Below are 19,176 nucleotides of genomic sequence, written 5' to 3' on the forward strand. Positions count from 1 at the left end.
GACTACACCCTTTCCCTGTTTTCACTTCTGTTTTCTCCAGTACATACTGAAAACCAGGTTGCTGCTTAATGCGCAACCGGGTTTCTCGACAGGCTGAGGAGACACTATATATAGTGTCTCCTTTTTTCTGTGTGAGCAGCGCATTTTCACCTGATTTCCACAGCGGATACACAGCTTTTTACACAGCAGGGAATTATCCACAAGCGGTTATCCACATTGCCCACAGCGGCATCTGGAGAAAGTTCAGAGATTTTGACAAGAAAAAATGCGGAATTCTTACAAAAGTGCCAAAAAGATTCTTACCACTTGACAATGCAGGGGCAGCGCAGTAAAATATAAAATACAGGCACAAGATATGGTGCGTATTTGAAAAAGAAACTACGAAATTTAGTAAATGCCGCAGAACGCGGCGGATAGAGAAAGGGAAACACAGCATATGATCCATCAGATCGTCAAGCGGGACGGGCGCAAGGCCCCCTTTGAAATTGAGAAGATTGCCAATGCGATTTTCGGCGCGGCGCAGGCGTCGGGCGGGCAGGACTATGATATGGCCCGTGAGCTGGCCGCGCAGGTGGAAACTGTGCTGGAAAACGCCGTAAAAGACGGAGAACCGACCGTTGAGCAGATACAAGATACGGTAGAGAAGGTGCTCATCAAAAACGGTCACGCGCGCACGGCGAAGAAGTACATCCTTTATCGCAATGAGCGTACGCGCGTGCGCGAAATGAACACCAAGCTGATGAAGGTGTATGAGGACCTGACCTTCCAGTCCTCGCTGGAAAATGACGTCAAGCGCGAAAATGCCAATATTGACGGCGATACTGCTATGGGTACCATGCTGAAGTATGGCTCGGAAGGCGCCAAGCAGTTTTATGAGATGTTCATCCTTGACCCTGCGCATGCCAAGGCACATCGGGAAGGGGATATTCACATCCATGATTTGGATTTTCTGACATTGACCACAACCTGCTGCCAGATTGATTTGCTTAAACTGTTTGACGGCGGCTTTTCAACCGGTCACGGCTTCCTGCGGGAGCCGAATGATATTCGCTCTTATGCTGCGCTGGCCTGCATTGCCATTCAGTCCAACCAGAATGACCAGCACGGCGGTCAGTCGGTACCCAATTTTGATTATTCGATGGCGCCGGGCGTCAAGAAGACGTTCCGCAAGCTGTTCAGGGACAACCTTGCCAAAGCGCTTGAGGTATTCGGCGCGGATGAACAGAACGAGGTTGACGCTGCCAAGCTGACCGAAAAAATCGAATTGCAGACGGGCAAGTGGGCCTGTCTGGCGGGAGACAACGGCTATGACGAGGCCATGGCCGCCGCGCTGGCCGAAAAGCTGGATGAGGATACGGCGGCACGCTGCATCCGCTTTGCCCGCAAGTATGCCGATAAGGAGACCCGCAAGGCAACCTATCAGGCGATGGAAGCGTTGGTACATAATCTGAACACCATGCACTCGCGCGCGGGCGCACAGATTCCGTTCTCTTCGCTCAATTACGGTACGGACATCTCGCCGGAGGGACGGCTCGCCATCGAGCAGCTGCTGCTTGCAACCGAAGCCGGCCTGGGCAACGGAGAAACGCCGATCTTCCCGATCCATATTTTCAAGGTCAAGGAAGGCGTGAACTATAACGAGGACGACCCGAACTACGATTTGTTCAAGCTTGCCTGCCGCGTATCGGCCAAGCGGATGTTCCCGAACTTCTCCTTCCTGGACGCGCCGTTTAACAAGCAGTACTACAAGCCCGGCCAGCCGGATACCGAAGCGGCCTATATGGGCTGCCGCACCCGCGTCATTGCCAACCGCTATGACCCGACGAGAGAGATCGTCACCGGCCGCGGCAACCTGTCGTTCACGTCCATCAATCTGCCGCGCATTGCCATCCGCAGCCACGGCGACCTGGACTGGTTCTTTGAAGACCTGGACCGCAAGATTGATCTGGTGATCGAGCAGCTTCTGGCGCGTTTCCGCATTCAGTGCAGCAAGAAGGTACGCAATTATCCCTTCCTGATGGGAGAAGGCGTGTGGCTGGATTCGGAAAAGCTGGGGCCGGATGATACGGTGGGAGAGGTGCTCAAGCACGGTACGCTGACCTGCGGCTTCATTGGCCTGGCAGAGTGCCTGAAGGCTTTGATCGGCAAACATCATGGCGAAAGCGATGAGGCGCAGAACCTCGGTCTGGAGATTGTCAGCCATATGCGCAGCCGTATGGACCAGGCGGGTGAAAAATACGGCCTGAACTTCTCGCTGATTGCCACGCCGGCCGAAGGTCTGTCCGGCCGCTTTGTCAAGATTGACCGCCAGCGTTTTGGAGAGATTCCGGGCGTGACCGACCGCGATTACTACACCAATTCGTTCCATGTGCCGGTATATTACGCTATTTCGGCATTTGAGAAAATTGCGCGCGAAGCGCCCTACCATGAGCTGACCAACGGCGGCCACATCAGCTACATTGAGCTGGACGGCGACCCGACGCAGAATCTGGAAGCGTTTGAGGCGGTTGTCCGCGCGATGAAGGAAGCCGGCATCGGCTACGGCGCGATCAACCATCCGATTGACCGCGACCCTGTCTGCGGTTATACGGGCATTATCGGTGAAACCTGCCCCCGCTGCGGACGGCACGAGGGAGAGGGCGTACCGCTGTCCAAGCTGCAAAAGCTGGGGCTGTACAAGCACTTAAACAGCACAACACTCGGCTATTCGGGCGACCCCGCAGAGGAAGCGGACCGTCAGCCCAACAGCCTGACGATCGTTAAGGATTAAAACAGCAAGTTGAACAGGAGGAACAAGAAAATGGAAAATAAGGAAATGCTGATCGGCGAGGGCGTAGGTTTTGAGAGAATCCGCCGCATTACGGGCTATCTGGTTGGTACGCTCGACCGTTTTAATAATGCCAAGCGCGCAGAAGAGCAGGATCGCGTCAAGCACAATGTCTCCTGCTGCTCCCTGGAAGAGAAGCATACGGCGTGATGGAAGGCACAATCCGCATTGCGGGCACGGTGAATGAGTCGATTGTAGACGGACCTGGCTTTCGCTTTGCGCTGTTTACGCAGGGGTGTCCGCATCACTGCCCCGGGTGCCATAATCCGCAGACGCATGATTTTGCCGGCGGGAGTGAGGTCGCGCTGGATGATGTATTGCGCGAGGCCTGCCGCAGCCCGCTGGTAAAAGGCATCACTTTTACCGGCGGAGAGCCTTTTTGCCAGCCGGAGCCGCTGTATGCGCTTGCGGTGGAGCTGAAGAAAAAAGGAAAACACCTGATGGCGTATTCGGGATTCACCTTTGAACAGCTGCTGGAAAGCACAGACCCTTATGTGCGGAAACTGCTTTCTCAGCTTGATCTGCTGGTGGACGGTCCGTTTATTGAGGCAGAAAAAAATATCGACTTGCAGTTCCGCGGCAGCGCCAACCAGCGCGTATTGGATGTGCCGGCGTCGCTTGCGGCGAATGCGCCCGTCTGGAACGAAAAATATCGATAAAGAGAGAAAGAAAAAACCGCCTGTCAGGCGGTTTTTTTATGCATTTGGACGCTCTATAGCAAGGATAAGATGCGGCATATCGCTGCCATGGTAGTGTTTGACCGTTTGCCCGATGGGCTGCAGGCCGCATTTTTTGGCCAGGAGCAGAGAGGCGGTATTGTTCGGCCGGATGAGGGCGACCACCTGCGCAGCGTTCAGCCGTTCAAAGGCGTAGCGGAGCGTGGCCTGCACACATTCGGTGCCATAGCCCTGCTGCCATAAATCACGCCGCACAATACAGCCCAGGCCGAGCGCAGTCTGCCCGTCGTCAAGCTGTTCGGTCAGCGGGCCGGCCAGCGCGGCCAGCGCGCCCGTCTGCCGGTCAAGCACAGCGAAGTAACCGAATCCGTCCTCGTGATAGCGGCGCAGCATATCGGCGATCCAGTCGATGACTTCATCGTGCGAAAAGCCGTGTTCCCACGCATACATGGTTTGTGCATCCTGCAGAATGGGTGCAACAAGAGAGAAGTCGTCCGCGCGCAAACGGCGGAAACGAAGACGATTGGACTGCATTTCAAAAATAGGGGAAGTTTGCATGGATAGTACTCCTGTGAGAAATCCTGCCGCAAGATAATATTTGCCGGGCTTTGCGTGCCCCAAAGCATATGGATTGATACGGTGCGGCGGGAAGATACCAAATAACAAATTGGCGGTGCGGCCTTTGGACCGCACCGCTTGCATATTCGCTTGCAGGGATGGATTACTTGGTGCCGAAGATACGGTCACCGGCATCGCCCAGGCCGGGCACGATGTAGCCGTGGTCGTTGAGCTTCTCGTCAATTGCGGCAACAAAGATTTCAACGTCCGGATGCGCCTTCTGCACCGCCTCAACGCCTTCGGGCGCGGCAATCAGGTTCATCAGCTTGATGTGCTTGACGCCGCGGCGCTTGAGGCCGTCAATCGCGGCAACGGCCGAGCCGCCGGTCGCCAGCATCGGGTCAAGCAGCAGCACGTCGCGGTCCTGAATGTCATTGGGCAGCTTGCAGTAGTATTCGATGGGCTGGAGCGTTTCCGGATTGCGGTACAGGCCGATGTGACCGACCTTGGCCGCCGGAATCATTTCCAGCATACCTTCCACCATGCCGAGACCGGCACGCAGAATGGGTACCAACGCGATTTTTTTGCCCGAAATAACCTTAACCTTGGCAGGGCCGACAGGCGTTTCGATGCTGATTTCCTTGAGCGGCAGGTCACGGGTAGCCTCGTAGCACATCAGCATGGCGATTTCTGCGGTCGCCTCGCGGAATTCCTTGACGCCGGTGGTTTTATCGCGCATCAGGCTGAGCTTATGCTTAATCAGCGGATGATCCATTTCGTGAAGAGTTGCCATAGTTGTTTTCTCCTTTATTTCGTATTCTGCTGCTCGGAAAGCCGTTTGAGCCGTTCGCGTTCGGCCTGCGGACGGCGCAGGTAAAATGCGTCAAGCTGCTGGGGGGTACTGGTATGCCCCGCACGGAGCAGCGGCATTGCGGCAGCGGCTACGCCGAAACCGGTGGCGTAGCGCAGTTCAGGCGGCGCAAGCCGCAGGCCGGAGCAGGTCTCTTTGAGAGTATTATAACATAGTTCCGCGCCGTCTCCAACCAGAAAATACGGGGTTTGGCCGATTTCTTCTCCAAGCGCAGTCAAGCGCAGCGCGCGGTCTGCGCAGAGACGGTGCGGACACCCGTCCTCTATGGCAAACAGCGCATTGTATACCTGGCCTGCGCGGGCGTCCATCACGCAGCACAGCGGTCCGCCCAAGGCGCGCGCGCCATAGGCCATCGCCTCCAGTGTGGAAACGCCGATACAGGGCTTATCTGCGCCAAGCGCCAGCCCCTTGATGGTTGCTACGCCGATGCGCACACCGGTGAACGAGCCGGGCCCCTGCGCAACCGCCAGCGCATCCACCGACGCGAGGGAAACGCCGCAGTTTTGCAGCAGCGCTTCGGCCATGGGCAGCAGGGTGCGCGAGTGTGTCAACCCGCAGTTCTGAAAAGACTGCGCGATGAGCTTTTCATCCTCAGTCAGCGCGACGGACGCGGAAACCGCGGAGGATTCAAATGCAAGTATTTTCATTCTGCGGCCTCCCCAGTGGTAATCAGACGGTCGTTTTCCGCTTCGCCGTAAGCGATGTGAACCGTTTTGTAATGTGCAGGCAGTACGCCGGCGGCATTTTCGCTCCATTCGATGAGCACAATGGCGCTGCCGTCCAGATATTCGTCAAAGCCGATTTCAAACAGGGCTTCTTCGTCTAAAATACGGTACAGGTCAAAATGAACGGCGCGGCCGCGCGGCGTTTCATATTCATTGGCAATGGCAAAGGTAGGGCTGGTTACGCGGCCCCTGTAGCCCAGGCCGTGCAGCACGCCGCGCGTGAAAGCGGTTTTGCCCGCGCCAAGATCGCCCGAAAAGGCGACGATATCGCCCATGGCAAGGGACTGCGCATACTGCGCGCCAAAGGCTTCGGTCTCCTCTGTCGAGTGGGTCGTAATTTGCATGAAAACACCTTTTTCTGTTGGAAAAATCTTTTCTTTATCATACCACGGCAAGGGAAAAATAGCAAGGCGGCGTAAAGCGGCTCTCGTTTTACAGTTGAGCGGGTGAAGAATCGTATTGTCAATGGCACAATGTGTTGAACGGGGCAGAAAAATATGATAAGGTAGATAAAAAGATCAATCCTACTTTGCCTGAAACTGCAATCAGAGTGAAAAGAAAGACAGAGGTGATTTTGTGGCAGGCGATCAAGAGAAAACAGCAATTTTATTGATACACGGTATTCTTGGAACACCCAGCCACTTTGCGCCTTTTTTATCGCTGATTCCTCCTGCCTGGCACATATGTAATCTATCATTAAAAGGGCATGGAGGAAGCGTAACGGACTTTTCTCGGGCTTCTATGGCGGAATGGAAACAGCAGGTAAAGAATGCGCTTGAAGAATTATTAGAAACCAACAACAAAGTCATGATTGCCGCGCATTCTATGGGGACGCTGTTTGCGATACAGCAAGCGATAGAAAAACCGGTAGATGCGCTGTTTCTTCTGAATGTCCCGTTAAAAGTGCGGGTCACCTTTCGCTTATTCAGAACAGCGTGGAGCGTCTTTACAGGGAAAATTAAGCCGGATGATTCGTGGTCTCTCGCAGCGCAGAATGCGTATAGCATAGAAAGAGATTATCATATTTTAAGGTACCTCGGCTGGGTTCCAAGATACCTTGAACTGTTTTCTGAAATCAGAAAAACAAGAAAAATCATAGGAGAATTATCAACACCGGCGTATATATATCTATCCGTGCAGGATGAGATGGTTTCTCCTAAATGCAGAGAAATATGCAGGGATAATCGCTTTGTATGCGTCAAAATGCTGGAAAATTCCGGACATTTTTATTATTCTCCAGAAGATCAACGTCTCATGAAGGAGGATTTTCATAGAATGGTTCAGCAGATACAAAATGAAACCTCAGGTTAAGGGGACCATATGAGCAGCTGCGCACGGTGCCCACCTCCCGCTGGCATCCGGACGAAGCGCGGCTGCGTGCGCCCCATTCAGAAAAAGGAATGGCGGCTGCCCTGATAAACCGCCGCTATTCCGAAAACGAGAGCTGCCGTTCTGCCAGATTGACAATATCAAGCCCAGCCTGCCGCGCCATGCGCACGGTTTGCGCGGTGCCGCCGGGGCGGCCGTCATAATAGCAGATGAGCAGAGAGGACTGGTCCACCATAAATTGATTGCGCGCGGCGTAGCAGCCGCTGTAATAGCGGCGGGAAAGCGAATAGACCTGGTCGGCCCGCAGCAGACAGTGATTGAAAATACGCTTCCAGGCAGTGGGAAAATGCTCTGCCTGCTGGTCAAACGGCACGGCGCATATTAGCTGAACCGGCAGACTGTCCCGCAGGCGCAGAACCGTCTCTGCCGCCCACAGATCAAGACCGGTGGACATACCGGAAACAAAGCGGGTATATCCCTGCGCAGCAGCGTTTGCAATTGCTTGCGCCAGGGCGCTGCGCAGTGCGTCAATAGCGGCAGTATCGTTCGGCAAAAAGGGCATTTTTTCGATTCGGTATCCGGAAAAACAACAGGTTTCCAGTTTCTGTTCCTGCATAAGACCGCCTCCAGCAGAACAAATGTTCTATTTAAAACCAGTATACCCCAAGGACCGGTAAAACGCAAGTTGTAATTGGCAGAAAATACTGATACAATAGCAATACAAAAGAACTGCGGAAGGGGGATGCGGTATGAACGGACAGAATCGGCTGGTTTATTTGACAAAGCGCATGATTTACCGCTTTTTTTCAGACGGCATCCCGCAGGCGGCGGCAGAGCTTTCTTATTTTCTGCTGTTTTCCACCTTTCCGCTGCTGATGTTTGTCAATGCGGTGCTGGCGCGGATTGACAGCCTGTCGATTGAGAGCGTTGCGCCGGTGATGGAAATGCTGCCCAAAAGTTTGCAGGCACTGATTTACTCCTACCTGACGCAGATTTCCAACACCCCGTCGTTCAGCCCGATGCTGTTCGGCGTGGGTCTGACACTGTATTTCCTGTCGCGCGCCGTGCGCTCCATGATGCGGACGGTGAACGACATTTATCATGTTGAGGTGGCGCGCGGTATTGTCTGGGATGTGCTGATCTCCTTTGGCATCACCGCCGGCTTTCTGGTCTCGGTTGTGTGCAGTTTTGTGCTGGCCGTTGCCGGCAAGACGCTGCTGCGCCTGCTGCCTCAATACCTGCCCATCCCTGCGCCTGCGCTTGATTTGACGCACAGCGCCAGCTTTGGCCTGATGATTGGCTTTATCTTTTTGTTTTTGCTGCTGTTTAATAAGGTCGTGCCCAACCTGCACCTGAAATTTCGCGAAGTCTGGCCGGGCGCGCTGTTTTCTCTGGTGGCGTGGATGCTGGTTTCGTGGGTGTTTTCGTTCTATGTAGACAATATGGCGCAATACTCTGTTTTATACGGCTCGCTTGGCGCGATTGTTGTGCTGATGCTGTGGCTGTATATTGTCAGCATGATTTTGCTGATGGGCCCGCAACTCAACCACACGCTGGTTGTGATGCGGCTGTACCGCATGGAAACGGAAAAGCATATTGAGTGAAAGGAAACACAATGGTGTTTCCTTTTTTATTTGACATAATGCAATATATACTTGACATAATGAAAACTATATCGTATACTGAGAGCGCAAGGAGAGGTGAGTGCATGAAGAATAAGAAGCTGCGGCTCGCGCGGGTGGAAAAGGACCTGTCGCAGGCGGAACTGGCCGAGCGGGTGGGGGTAACGCGTCAGACCATCGGCCTGATCGAAGCGGGCGGCTACAACCCGACGCTGAACCTGTGCATTGCAATTTGCAGGGTGCTGGATAAAACATTGGACGAACTTTTTTGGGAGGAAAACTGAGATGAAGCTGTTTCGCAACAAAGCCAGGGACGAGCGGGTGATTGCAGAGGCAAACCGCGTTTACAGGCTGGGATTTTTTATTTTGACGTTTGGCATTTTAGCGGATATCGTATTGCAGGCGCTGGGCGTTCGGTTTGGGGGCGGTATGAACGGAAACGTCAATTTATTTGAATTTGCCGTTGTCATCGGCACGCAGGTTGTTTGTATGCTGCTGCTGGCGCGCAGAGGACTGATGGACGACAATGCCTTTGCAGAATGCGACCGCTATCCGTGGAAGCATTATCTGGCGCAGGGACTGCTGGCCGGCGTGGCCGCGGCCGCTGTGACCTGCCTGATTCAGGCGGCGGGGGGCGCGCCGTGGGCCTCGATGGGGGCGGGGACGATTGCGCTGATTCTCGCAATGAAGCTGTTGTTTCTGCTGCCGCTGACCGCGGGGCTGGTTTTACTGATTACCTATGTGCTCTTCCGGTATACCAGGCGCCGCAGAGCGCGGGCCGAGCAAACGGAGACCGAATGCGGGGAATGAGCGGCATGAGAAAATTTGCTTGAAAAATTCACAGATATTTAACAGTCTGCACATAAATTATCGTTGCAGAAAGGGCGGATTCCCGATACAATAAATATAATGAATGGCAATTTAAGGGGCGGGGAGGAGACAAAATGACAGTAGAACGCGATGTTTTGGAAGTAACGCCGCAGATTGAGGCGCTGGCCTCGCTGTGCAAAAGCAACAGTGCGATTGATGCAAAGCTGTACAAGGAATTTGACGTCAAGCGGGGCCTGCGCGATATCAACGGCAAAGGCGTTCTGGCCGGTCTGACCAATATTTCGGATATTATTTCAGCCAGAGAAGTGGACGGCAAGCTGATTCCCTGCGAAGGCGAACTGTATTACCGCGGCATCAACATCAACGACCTGGTGAGCGGTTTTATGAAAGACGGCCGCAAAGGTTATGAGGAAACGGCGTATCTGCTGCTGTTCGGCGAACTGCCGGATGCCAGACGGCTGGCGGACTTTAAGAGCCTGCTGGCGCGCGGGCGCACCCTGCCGACCAATTTTACGCGCGACGTAATCATGAAAGCGCCGACACACGATATGATGAACAGCCTGTCGCGCAGCGTACTCACGCTGGCATCGTATGACAACAGGGCGGATGATATCAGCCTGCCCAACGTGCTGCGGCAGTGCCTGATGCTGATTTCGGTCTTCCCGATGCTGGCCGTATATTCCTATCACGCTTATAACCACTATGAGTGCGGCGGCAGCATGTATATCCATTATCCGTCGGACAGTCTGTCGACTGCGTCCAATTTTCTGCGCATTCTCCGGCCGGATATGCAGTACACGCCGCTGGAGGCAAGCGTGCTGGATCTGGCGCTGGTGCTGCACATGGAGCATGGCGGCGGCAACAACTCGTCGTTCACAACCCATGTGGTGACGTCCTCCGGTACGGACACCTATTCGACGGTGGCGGCGGCGCTCGGTTCGCTCAAGGGCCCCAAGCACGGCGGCGCAAATTACAAGGTTGTGCAGATGTTCAACGATCTGAAGCAAAACGTATCCGACCCGACGGACGACGAGCAGGTAGCGGATTACCTGTGCAAACTGCTTCGGCGGGAGGCGTTTGACCACAAGGGACTGATATATGGTATGGGACATGCCGTATATTCCATTTCGGACCCGCGTGCGCAGGTGTTCAAGTCTTTTGTCGGCAAGCTGGCGCATGAAAAAGGACGGGACGCGGATTTTGCGCTGTATTCCAGCGTTGCCCGGCTGGCGCCGCAGGTGATTGCGCAGGAACGCCGGATTTACAAAGGCGTTTCTGCCAACGTGGATTTCTATTCCGGTTTTGTATATTCCATGCTCGGCCTGCCGCCGGAGCTGTATACGCCCGTGTTTGCCATGGCGCGTATTGTCGGCTGGAGCGCGCACCGGCTGGAAGAACTGATTAACACGGATAAAATTATTCGTCCGGCTTACCGCTGTGTGCTGCCGGAAACGGATTATGTGGCGCTGTCAGAGCGATAAAATGGATAAAAAACGAAAGGCGCGTGAAAAACGCGCCTTTTTCTGTACATATGGGATTTTATCAGGTAAAATAGAGACAACAAATCATGCAGGGAGGAAACTGGAATGAAAAAAATCGGCTTTATCGGCGTAGGCGTGATGGGGCGCTCCATGGTAAAAAATCTGCTCAAGGCAGGATATGAAGTTGCGGTTTATTCGCGCACAAAGTGCAAGCTGACCGATTTTCTGGCAGAGAATGATGTGCTGTGGTGCGATTCGGCAGCAGAATGTGCTGCGGGCAGGGACGCGGTGATTACCATTGTCGGCTATCCGCAGGATGTTGAGCAGGTGTACTTTGGTGAAAACGGGATCCTTTCCTCGGCGCAGAAGGGTACTTATTTGATTGATATGACGACCACCGATCCGCGGCTGTCCGTCCGCATCCATGAAGAGGGCGCAGCGCGCGGTCTGCATACGCTGGACGCGCCGGTTTCCGGCGGTGATACGGGCGCGAAGAACGGCACCCTGTCCATCATGGTAGGCGGCGAGCAGGCCGATTTTGACGCATGTCTGCCGCTGTTTGAGGCGATGGGAAAACAGATTGTGTATGAAGGTCCGGCCGGCGCGGGGCAGCACACCAAGATGGCAAACCAGATCGCAATCGCCGGAACGATCGCCGGTGTGAGCGAGGCGCTGACCTATGCGGAACGGGCAGGGCTGGATCCGGAAAAGCTGATCGCCAGCATTTCCAAGGGTGCGGCAGGCTCGTGGCAGATGGAAAACCTGATGCCAAAAATGGTTCGGGAGGATTATGCGCCCGGATTTTTCCTCAAGCACTTCATCAAGGATATGAAGATCGCGCAGGCGCAGAACGACAAGGCGCTGCCGGTTCTGGAGCGCGTGTGCGCGATGTACGGCGACCTGGAAGCGGAAGGTATGGGCGATCTGGGCACGCAGGCCCTGATTCGGCATTACCGCGAAGAATGATAGCAATAGAAACAAAAAAGCACCCCTCCGGCAAAGCCGGAGGGGCGTTTTTTCCTGTTTGGTTATTCTTTAAAGGCGTCTTTTACCTTATCCCAGAAGCCTTTGCGCTTGGACTGGTTTTCATCGGTTGCAGACTCTTCAAATTCACGGAGCAGTTTTTTCTGCTTATCGGACAGATTTTTTGGCACTTCGATGTTGACGCGCACATATTCGTCGCCTCGGCCGCGGCCGTTGACATTCTGAATGCCCTTGCCCTTCATGCGGAACACGGTACCGGTCTGTGTGCCTTCGGGAACTTTGTATTCCACGCGGCCGTCAATGGTCGGCACTTGCAGGGTATCGCCCAGCGCGGCCTGCGCAAAGGAAATCGGAATTTCCACATATACGTTCTGTCCCTCGCGGGTGAAGATCGGATGCGGACGGATGGAAACGGTCACGAACAGATCGCCGGCTGGACCGCCATTGACGCCGGCGTTGCCCTGTCCGCGCTGCTGGATCGACTGTCCTTCATCAATACCGGCCGGAATGTTGACCTTGAATTTGCGCGTTTTGCGTACACGGCCCGCGCCGCCGCACTTGGTGCAGGGCTTGCGGATGATTTTGCCCGTGCCGCGGCAGTTCGGACAAGCGGTCTGCGTCTGGAACATGCCGAGCGGGGTGCGCTGCGTCTGCATCACGGTGCCGGTGCCGCGGCAGTTGGGGCAGGTCTCCGCCGTTGTGCCCTTGGCTGCGCCCGTGCCGCCGCATTCGTCGCAGGTCTCAACGCGGTTTACGGAAATCTCTTTCTCACAGCCGAAAGCGGCTTCTTCAAACGACAGAATCACGCTTTCGCGGATGGATTCGCCGCGCTGCGGTGCGTTGCGGCGCTGTGCGCGTCCGCCGCCGCCAAAGCCGCCGCCGAAGAACGAGCCGAAAATATCGCCGAGGTCGCCCATATCGAAGCCACCAAAGCCCGCGCCGCCTGCGCCGCCATAGCTTGGATCGACGCCGGCAAAGCCGAACTGATCGTACTTGGCGCGCTTATCCGCGTCTGACAGCACTTCATAAGCCTCGTTGACTTCTTTAAACTTGTCGGCAGCCTCCGGATTGTCCTTGTTCAGGTCAGGGTGGTACTTGCGGGCCAAACGACGGTAAGCTTTTTTCAGCTCCTCCTCGCTGGCGCCCTTCTGTACGCCGAGCACCTCATAATAATCTCTTTTGTCAGCCATTGTGATCCCTCAAATGGTAATGGAATTACAGCGCCGTAGGGCGCGACGGCCTGTCGCGCCCTACGGAAGCATTTTTACTTGTTCTGGTCGTCGTCCTTCACTTCGGTGAAGTCAGCGTCGACGAAATCGCCCTGCGGACCGGACTGCTGTGCGCCGCCCTGGAAGCCCTGGCCGCCCATGTTCGGGTCGCCCTGCGGTGCCTGCTGCTGGTAGATCTTGCCTGCCAGGTCGCTGAACTTCTTGGAAAGGCCGTCGGTCGCCATCTTGATCATTTCGGTATCGGTACCCTTGAGGGCTTCCTTCACCTTTTCGATCTCTGCCTGTACGCCGGCCTTTTCATCGGCGGACAGCTTATCGCCCAGATCGGTCAGCGCCTTTTCGGACTGGAATACGAGCTGCTCGGCGCTGTTGCGCACTTCAACGGCTTCCTTGTTCTTCTTATCCTGCTCGGCAAACTGCTCTGCCTCATGCATCGCCTTGTCAATCTCATCCTGCGAGAGATTGGTCGAAGCGGTGATGGTGATCTTCTGCTCCTTGCCAGTGCCCAGATCCTTGGCGGATACGTTTACGATGCCGTTTGCGTCAATATCGAACGTAACTTCGATCTGCGGTACGCCGCGCGGCGCCGGTGCGATGCCGTCAAGGGTGAAGCGGCCGAGGGTCTTGTTGCCGGCAGCCATTTCGCGCTCGCCCTGCAATACATGGATCTCAACCGAGGGCTGATTGTCCGCCGCGGTGGAGAAGATCTGGCTCTTCTTGGTCGGGATTGTGGTGTTGCGCTCGATCAGGCGGGTGCATACGCCGCCAAGGGTCTCAATACCGAGGGACAGTGGGGTAACGTCAAGCAGCAATACGTCCTTGACTTCGCCGCCGAGCACGCCGCCCTGAATGGACGCGCCGATGGCAACGCATTCATCCGGATTGATGCCCTTGAAGCCGTCCTTGCCGGTGATGCCCTTTACCGCTTCCTGCACGGCAGGAATACGGGTAGAGCCGCCAACCAGCAGAACCTTTGCCAGATCGGAAGCGCTGAGACCGGCGTCCGACATCGCCTGACGGACGGGCACCATGGTGCGCTCTACCAGGTCGGCAGTCAGCTCGTTGAACTTGGCGCGGGTCAGCGTCAGCTCCAGATGCTTCGGGCCGGTGGCGTCCGCGGTGATATACGGCTGGTTGATCGAGGTCTGCGCCATGCTGGACAGCTCGATCTTGGCCTTTTCCGCCGCTTCCTTCAGGCGCTGCATGGCCATCTTGTCGGCAGACAGGTCGATGCCGTTGGACTTTTTGAACTCGGCCACCATCCAGTCGATGATGCGCTGGTCAAAGTCGTCGCCGCCGAGATGGGTGTCGCCTGCGGTGGCAAGTACTTCCAGAACACCGTCGCCGATGTCAAGGATGGAAACGTCGAACGTGCCGCCGCCAAGGTCGTATACCATAACCTTCTGCTCGGTTTCCTTATCTACGCCGTAAGCCAGTGCGGCAGCGGTCGGCTCGTTGATGATGCGGAGAACTTCCAGACCCGCGATCTTACCGGCATCCTTGGTTGCCTGGCGCTGGGAGTCGGAGAAGTAAGCGGGAACCGTGATAACAGCCTGCGAAACCGTCTGTCCCAGATAGGCTTCGGCGTCCGCTTTGAGCTTCTGCAGGATCATTGCAGAAATTTCCTGCGGGGAATAGGGCTTGCCGTCAATGTTTACGCGGTAATCCGAGCCCATGTGGCGCTTGATGGAAATGATGGTGCGGTCCGCATTGGTAACAGCCTGGCGCTTTGCAACCTGGCCGACCATGCGCTCGCCGTCCTTGGAGAAGGCAACGACAGACGGGGTCGTGCGCGCGCCTTCCGCGTTGGGGATAACGACGGCTTCGCCGCCCTCCATAACAGATACGCAAGAGTTAGTGGTACCAAGGTCAATACCGATGATTTTTCCCATGATTGATTGCACTCCTTTATATGATTCGATACTTTATTACACTTATTGTCGCGCCATAAGGCGCGCATTTATCAGGAAATTTCTTGGAAGAGAAATTTCTATAAAATCCGAGAGCCTGTATCTCGGATTTTATTCCTCGATCCAGCCGCCTTGGGCGGCGTCATTCGGGGTATCGAAAGTCAGTTTCTTTGGGAACTGACTTTCGTATATAGGGTGCTTTTGAAGCCCCCGATACTTAGTTTGCCACCTTGACCATCGCGTGACGGATGACCCTGTCGCCGTTGATAAAGCCCTGCTGGAATACTTCCGCAATCTCGCTTTCACCGAACTGCTCGTCTTCCACATGCATCACCGCGTTGTGGAAGTTGGGGTCAAACGGGGTGCCGGGCGCGGCCTCAATCAGCGTGACGTTCAGACCCTTCAGGCTTTCCACAAGCTGATTCATGGTCAACTCAACGCCTTTTTTGTATTCAGCGTCAGCCGTCTCCGCCTTGATGGCGCGTTCCAGATTGTCATACGTCGGCAGCAGCGCCTTAACGGCATGGCTGACGGCGTCGCCGTAAGCCTGATCGCGCTCGCGCTGGCTGCGTTTGCGGAAGTTATCATACTCTGCCGCCATGCGGAGATACCGGTCGTTCAGTTCGTCATACTTGGCTTTCCAGTCTTCTGCGGGGGCTGCCGTTTCGGCTGCCGCGGTCTCTTCGGCGGTCATCTGCTCGTTTTCTGCCGCTTCGGACTGCTTTTTCTTACTCATGTCGTTTCATGCCTCCATTTGTTTTAAGAGAACCGTGCTTCAGCGGTTCCCGTCGTTATCGCTTAGAAAAGTTTCGGCAATCAGCCGGTTCAGCCCCTTGGCAAAGCGGCTGAGCTGGGCGGACAGACGGGCGTAGTCCATGCGGGTGGGGCCTACAATGCCAATCGCGCCCTGACCGATGTTGCCAATATCGTATTTGGCGTAAATTGCCGAAGTCTCGCTCAGCGGATTTTCACCGTTTTCCGGCCCGATGAAGAACTCGATACCGTCGATTTTGCGGGTGGCGGGCAGCAGATGCTTGCGTTCGCCTTCCATATAGTCAAGCAGCGTCTGCGCCTTGCGCGTATCCTGGTATTCGGGGAAACGCAGCAGCTTGCTTGCGCCCTCCAGATAGACCTTCTGATCGCTGAGCTCCTGCACCAGTTCGGCCAGATATTCCGCAACCGGCGCAAGCAGCGCGCTCAGTCCGGCGGCGCGGCGGACGATGTCAAACCGTTCGGCCGTAATGTGGCTGATCGGCAGGCCGGTCAGCGTTTGGTTGAGCACATAGGTCAGCAGTTCGGATTCGTCCCTGGAGACGGGGGCAAGTGTGCGCACCATCTTGTTTTTGACCGTGCCCGAGTCCGTAACCACTACAATGACGAAATTCAGCTGATCCACCGGAATGATTTCAAACTGGCGGATGGAGATCTGCGTCAGCGACGGCGTGACCGCTACGGAAGCGTAGTTGGTCAGGCCGGAAATCAGCTTGCCGGCTTCCTGAATCAGGCGGTCAAGCTCGCGCACACGGGTCTGCATCATGCTACGCAGCGAAGGGGTGTCATCGTCCTCGGTATCGGCAGGGCGTTCCATCAGTTCGTCCACATACAGACGATAGCCGCGCGGCGAGGGAATCCGTCCCGCCGAGGTGTGCGGCTTTTCCAGATAGCCCATTTCTTCCAGTTCGCTCATCTCATTGCGGATGGTGGCGGAGGAGAAGGGGAGGGCGTGCCCCTCGGTCAGCGTCTTGGAGCCGACCGGTTCGGCAGTGCGGATGTAATCGCCGATGATAGCCTTGAGTATTTGCTTTTTTCGTTCCGAAAGCTCCACGGTGGTGGCTCCTTTCTCAAAACGGTTTAGCACTCGAACTATCTGAGTGCTAAAATTAATTTACCACCCTATAGGCGCAAAGTCAAGTCTCGTTTATGAATATTTTGTTAAATGATATGCGCGCTTTTGCACACGGGCGGCGGGAGTGCTAATAAAAGGAAGGCGGGCACCGTGCTGTGCGGAGAAAGGCGGAAAACTGCCGGCATTTCGGATGGGACTGCGCGCGGCGCGTATGAAAAAAGGAATTGCGGCTACCCGCAATTCCTTTACAAAAAAGGGGATGAAGAAAAGAAAGAATAAATGGTGAAAGTTTCCTTGCCGTAATCAGTATATCCGTTTTTTGTGAAATTTAACCGGTGGTTTTCGTCAAAAGTTAGAAAAATCGGCAGGTTTGAGACGGAAGGCCAAAAGAAGCTTGTGAGCGGTTGGCGAACGTGCTATAATATTTCCATATCGCCATAACAGATAAGGAGCTTCCGACGTGAGCAATCGAGAGCAAATCAGAAACTTTTCCATTATCGCGCATATTGACCACGGCAAGTCCACGCTGGCAGACCGCCTGCTGGAGCAGTGCAAGGCCGTCTCCCAGCGCGAGATGGAAGAGCAGCTTTTGGATAATATGGATTTGGAGCGCGAGCGCGGCATCACCATTAAGGCGCGCGCGGTGCGCATGGAGTATGAGGCGGATGACGGCAACACCTATCAGATGAACCTGATTGACACGCCCGGCCATGTTGACTTTAACTATGAGGTTTCGCGCTCGCTTGCCGCGTGCGAGGGCGCGCTGCTGGTTGTGGACGCGGCGCAGGGCATTGAGGCGCAGACGCTTGGCAACACCTACCTTGCGATTGACGCAGGGCTGGAGGTCGTGCCGGTTATCAATAAAATTGATCTGCCTGCGGCAGACCCTGCGCGTGTCAAGACGGAGATTGAGGATATCATCGGCATTCCGGCAGAGGACAGCCCGGAAATCTCCGCTAAAATGAATATCAACATTCATGAAGTGCTGGAGCGCATTGTTTCAGACGTTCCGCCCCCGCAGGGCGATGCGGACGCGCCGCTCAAAGCGCTGATTTTTGACAGCCAGTATGACCCCTATAAAGGCGTTATCGTGTATATGCGGCTGATAGACGGCTGCGTTCGTCCCGGAATGCGCGTGAAGATGATGGCGACGGGCGCGGTGTTCCAGGTGCTGGAGTGCGGATATTTGCAGCCGTTCGGCCTGGCGCCCCAGAAGGAGCTGCGCGCGGGCGAGGTTGGCTACTTTACCGCGTCAATCAAAAACGTGGCGGATACCCGCGTGGGCGATACGGTCACGGAGGCGGACCGCCCGACGGCGGAAGCGCTGCCCGGCTACCGTCCGGCGCGGCCCATGGTATACTGCGGCATTTATACGGAGGACGGCTCCAAATACCCTGACTTGCGCGATGCGCTGGAAAAATTGCAGCTCAATGACGCGGCTCTGTCCTTTGAGCCGGAAAGTTCGGTTGCGCTGGGCTTCGGTTTCCGCTGCGGCTTCCTTGGCATGCTGCATATGGAGGTCATTCAGGAACGTCTGGAGCGCGAGTTCGATTTGGACCTGGTGACGACGCTGCCTTCGGTTGTATATGAAATCGTCAAGGCGGACGGAACGACCGTGCGGTGCGACAATCCGCATGAGTATCCCGACCCTGCCGTGATTGAGGAGGCGCGCGAGCCCTTTGTCAAGGCGACGATCATGACGCCCAATGAGTTTGTCGGCAATATTATGCCGATGTGCCAGGAGCGCCGTGGCATATTTAAGGACATGCAGTATCTGGACGCCAGTCTGGTGGAGCTGCACTATGAAATGCCGATCAATGAGATCATCTATGACTTTTTTGACGCGCTCAAGGCGCGTACAAAAGGATACGCTTCGCTGGACTATGAATTTCTCGACTATCGGAAGAGCGATCTGGTCAAGGTTGATATGCTGCTCAACGGCGATCAGGTGGACGCGCTCTCCTTCATCGCGCATCGGGAGAAGGCCTATGGCCGCGCCCGCCGCATCTGCGAAAAACTCAAGGAGAATATTCCGCGCCAGCTTTTTGAAATTCCGGTACAGGCGGCAATCGGCGGCAAGGTGATCGCGCGCGAAACCGTGAAGGCCATGCGCAAGGACGTGCTGGCCAAGTGCTACGGCGGCGATATCACGCGCAAAAAGAAGCTGCTGGAAAAGCAGAAGGAAGGCAAGAAGAAGATGCGTTCGCTCGGTACGGTGCAGATTCCGACCGAGGCGTTCATGGCGGTCCTGAAATTGGACGAAGAATAAGCAAATAGCCCAAATCA

19 protein-coding genes and 1 pseudogene are annotated in these 19,176 nt (G+C 55.3%); 11 read left to right on the forward strand and 9 right to left on the reverse strand.

The features are described from left to right. Positions 1-131 precede the first annotated feature (131 nt). From ACOYIE_RS00335 to nrdG, 4 genes and pseudogenes are all read left to right on the forward strand, one after another. Positions 132-332: a hypothetical protein gene (locus tag ACOYIE_RS00335; RefSeq protein ID WP_433409788.1), complete on the forward strand. Its 201-nt coding sequence runs from the start codon at positions 132-134 to the stop codon at positions 330-332. A 104-nt stretch (positions 333-436) separates the two neighbouring features. Then, a complete protein-coding gene (locus ACOYIE_RS00340) occupies positions 437-2,770 on the forward strand; it encodes an anaerobic ribonucleoside triphosphate reductase (RefSeq protein WP_433409790.1) in 2,334 nt (777 codons plus the stop codon). 63 nt (positions 2,771-2,833) lie between these two features. Continuing rightward, a pseudogene (nrdD, locus tag ACOYIE_RS00345) lies at positions 2,834-2,977 on the forward strand (anaerobic ribonucleoside-triphosphate reductase); the annotation flags it as partial. Further along, positions 2,977-3,486: an anaerobic ribonucleoside-triphosphate reductase activating protein gene (gene nrdG / locus ACOYIE_RS00350; protein ID WP_433409791.1), complete on the forward strand. Its 510-nt coding sequence runs from the start codon at positions 2,977-2,979 to the stop codon at positions 3,484-3,486. The pseudogene nrdD and the gene nrdG, both read left to right, overlap by 1 nt. Positions 3,487-3,522: 36 nt before the next feature. Here the strand turns inward: nrdG and ACOYIE_RS00355 are convergent, their stop codons facing one another. The 4 genes from ACOYIE_RS00355 to tsaE all read right to left on the reverse strand — a co-directional run bounded on the left by ACOYIE_RS00355 (position 3,523) and on the right by tsaE (position 6,002). Further along, positions 3,523-4,062: a GNAT family N-acetyltransferase gene (locus ACOYIE_RS00355; protein ID WP_433409792.1), complete on the reverse strand. Its 540-nt coding sequence runs from the start codon at positions 4,060-4,062 to the stop codon at positions 3,523-3,525. A 163-nt stretch (positions 4,063-4,225) separates the two neighbouring features. Then, positions 4,226-4,855 (reverse strand): uracil phosphoribosyltransferase, encoded by a 630-nt coding sequence (upp, locus tag ACOYIE_RS00360; protein ID WP_433409793.1) that lies wholly within the window; start codon positions 4,853-4,855, stop codon positions 4,226-4,228. Positions 4,856-4,869: 14 nt separating this feature from the next. Then, positions 4,870-5,580, reverse strand: coding sequence for a tRNA (adenosine(37)-N6)-threonylcarbamoyltransferase complex dimerization subunit type 1 TsaB (tsaB, locus tag ACOYIE_RS00365; protein WP_433409794.1), 711 nt, complete (start codon positions 5,578-5,580; stop codon positions 4,870-4,872). Next, positions 5,577-6,002 (reverse strand): tRNA (adenosine(37)-N6)-threonylcarbamoyltransferase complex ATPase subunit type 1 TsaE, encoded by a 426-nt coding sequence (gene tsaE, locus ACOYIE_RS00370; protein ID WP_433409795.1) that lies wholly within the window; start codon positions 6,000-6,002, stop codon positions 5,577-5,579. Before tsaE ends, tsaB begins: the two co-directional genes overlap by 4 nt. A 232-nt stretch (positions 6,003-6,234) precedes the next feature. On the opposite strand from tsaE, the gene ACOYIE_RS00375 reads away from it, so the two are divergent. After that, the gene (locus ACOYIE_RS00375; RefSeq protein WP_433409797.1) at positions 6,235-6,969 is read left to right on the forward strand and encodes an alpha/beta hydrolase; all 735 of its coding nucleotides are present in this window, start codon (positions 6,235-6,237) and stop codon (positions 6,967-6,969) included. A 115-nt stretch (positions 6,970-7,084) separates the two neighbouring features. Here ACOYIE_RS00375 and ACOYIE_RS00380 read toward each other — a convergent pair whose 3' ends face one another. Further along, a complete protein-coding gene (locus ACOYIE_RS00380; protein WP_433409799.1) occupies positions 7,085-7,603 on the reverse strand; it encodes an SLOG family protein in 519 nt (172 codons plus the stop codon). 133 nt (positions 7,604-7,736) lie between these two features. On the opposite strand from ACOYIE_RS00380, the gene ACOYIE_RS00385 reads away from it, so the two are divergent. The 5 genes from ACOYIE_RS00385 (at position 7,737) to ACOYIE_RS00405 (ending at position 11,887) form a co-directional block, all read left to right on the forward strand. Continuing rightward, a complete protein-coding gene (locus tag ACOYIE_RS00385; RefSeq protein WP_433409801.1) occupies positions 7,737-8,591 on the forward strand; it encodes a YihY/virulence factor BrkB family protein in 855 nt (284 codons plus the stop codon). Between the two features lie 104 nt (positions 8,592-8,695). Continuing rightward, on the forward strand, positions 8,696-8,893 hold the full coding sequence (locus ACOYIE_RS00390; RefSeq protein WP_433409803.1) for a helix-turn-helix transcriptional regulator: 198 nt from the start codon (positions 8,696-8,698) through the stop codon (positions 8,891-8,893). A 1-nt stretch (position 8,894) separates the two neighbouring features. Continuing rightward, positions 8,895-9,419: a hypothetical protein gene (locus tag ACOYIE_RS00395; protein ID WP_433409805.1), complete on the forward strand. Its 525-nt coding sequence runs from the start codon at positions 8,895-8,897 to the stop codon at positions 9,417-9,419. Between the two features lie 134 nt (positions 9,420-9,553). Beyond that, positions 9,554-10,921 (forward strand): citrate/2-methylcitrate synthase, encoded by a 1,368-nt coding sequence (locus tag ACOYIE_RS00400; RefSeq protein ID WP_433409807.1) that lies wholly within the window; start codon positions 9,554-9,556, stop codon positions 10,919-10,921. Between the two features lie 105 nt (positions 10,922-11,026). Continuing rightward, on the forward strand, positions 11,027-11,887 hold the full coding sequence (locus ACOYIE_RS00405; protein ID WP_433409808.1) for an NAD(P)-dependent oxidoreductase: 861 nt from the start codon (positions 11,027-11,029) through the stop codon (positions 11,885-11,887). A gap of 62 nt (positions 11,888-11,949) precedes the next feature. Here the strand turns inward: ACOYIE_RS00405 and dnaJ are convergent, their stop codons facing one another. From dnaJ to hrcA, 4 genes are all read right to left on the reverse strand, one after another. After that, positions 11,950-13,095, reverse strand: a complete 1,146-nt coding sequence (dnaJ, locus tag ACOYIE_RS00410; RefSeq protein WP_433409810.1) for a molecular chaperone DnaJ — start codon at positions 13,093-13,095, stop codon at positions 11,950-11,952. Positions 13,096-13,169: 74 nt separating this feature from the next. Further along, a complete protein-coding gene (gene dnaK / locus ACOYIE_RS00415) occupies positions 13,170-15,026 on the reverse strand; it encodes a molecular chaperone DnaK (protein ID WP_433409812.1) in 1,857 nt (618 codons plus the stop codon). A gap of 235 nt (positions 15,027-15,261) precedes the next feature. Beyond that, a complete protein-coding gene (grpE, locus tag ACOYIE_RS00420; protein ID WP_433409814.1) occupies positions 15,262-15,780 on the reverse strand; it encodes a nucleotide exchange factor GrpE in 519 nt (172 codons plus the stop codon). A gap of 39 nt (positions 15,781-15,819) precedes the next feature. Continuing rightward, the gene (gene hrcA, locus ACOYIE_RS00425; protein ID WP_433409816.1) at positions 15,820-16,869 is read right to left on the reverse strand and encodes a heat-inducible transcriptional repressor HrcA; all 1,050 of its coding nucleotides are present in this window, start codon (positions 16,867-16,869) and stop codon (positions 15,820-15,822) included. 481 nt (positions 16,870-17,350) lie between these two features. Between hrcA and lepA the strand changes: the two genes are divergently transcribed. Then, entirely contained in the window at positions 17,351-19,159 is a 1,809-nt protein-coding gene (lepA, locus tag ACOYIE_RS00430) for a translation elongation factor 4 (protein ID WP_433409818.1), read from the forward strand. Positions 19,160-19,176 lie beyond the last annotated feature (17 nt).

This window comes from Agathobaculum sp. (assembly GCF_050946325.1).
Lineage (GTDB): Bacteria > Bacillota > Clostridia > Oscillospirales > Butyricicoccaceae > Agathobaculum.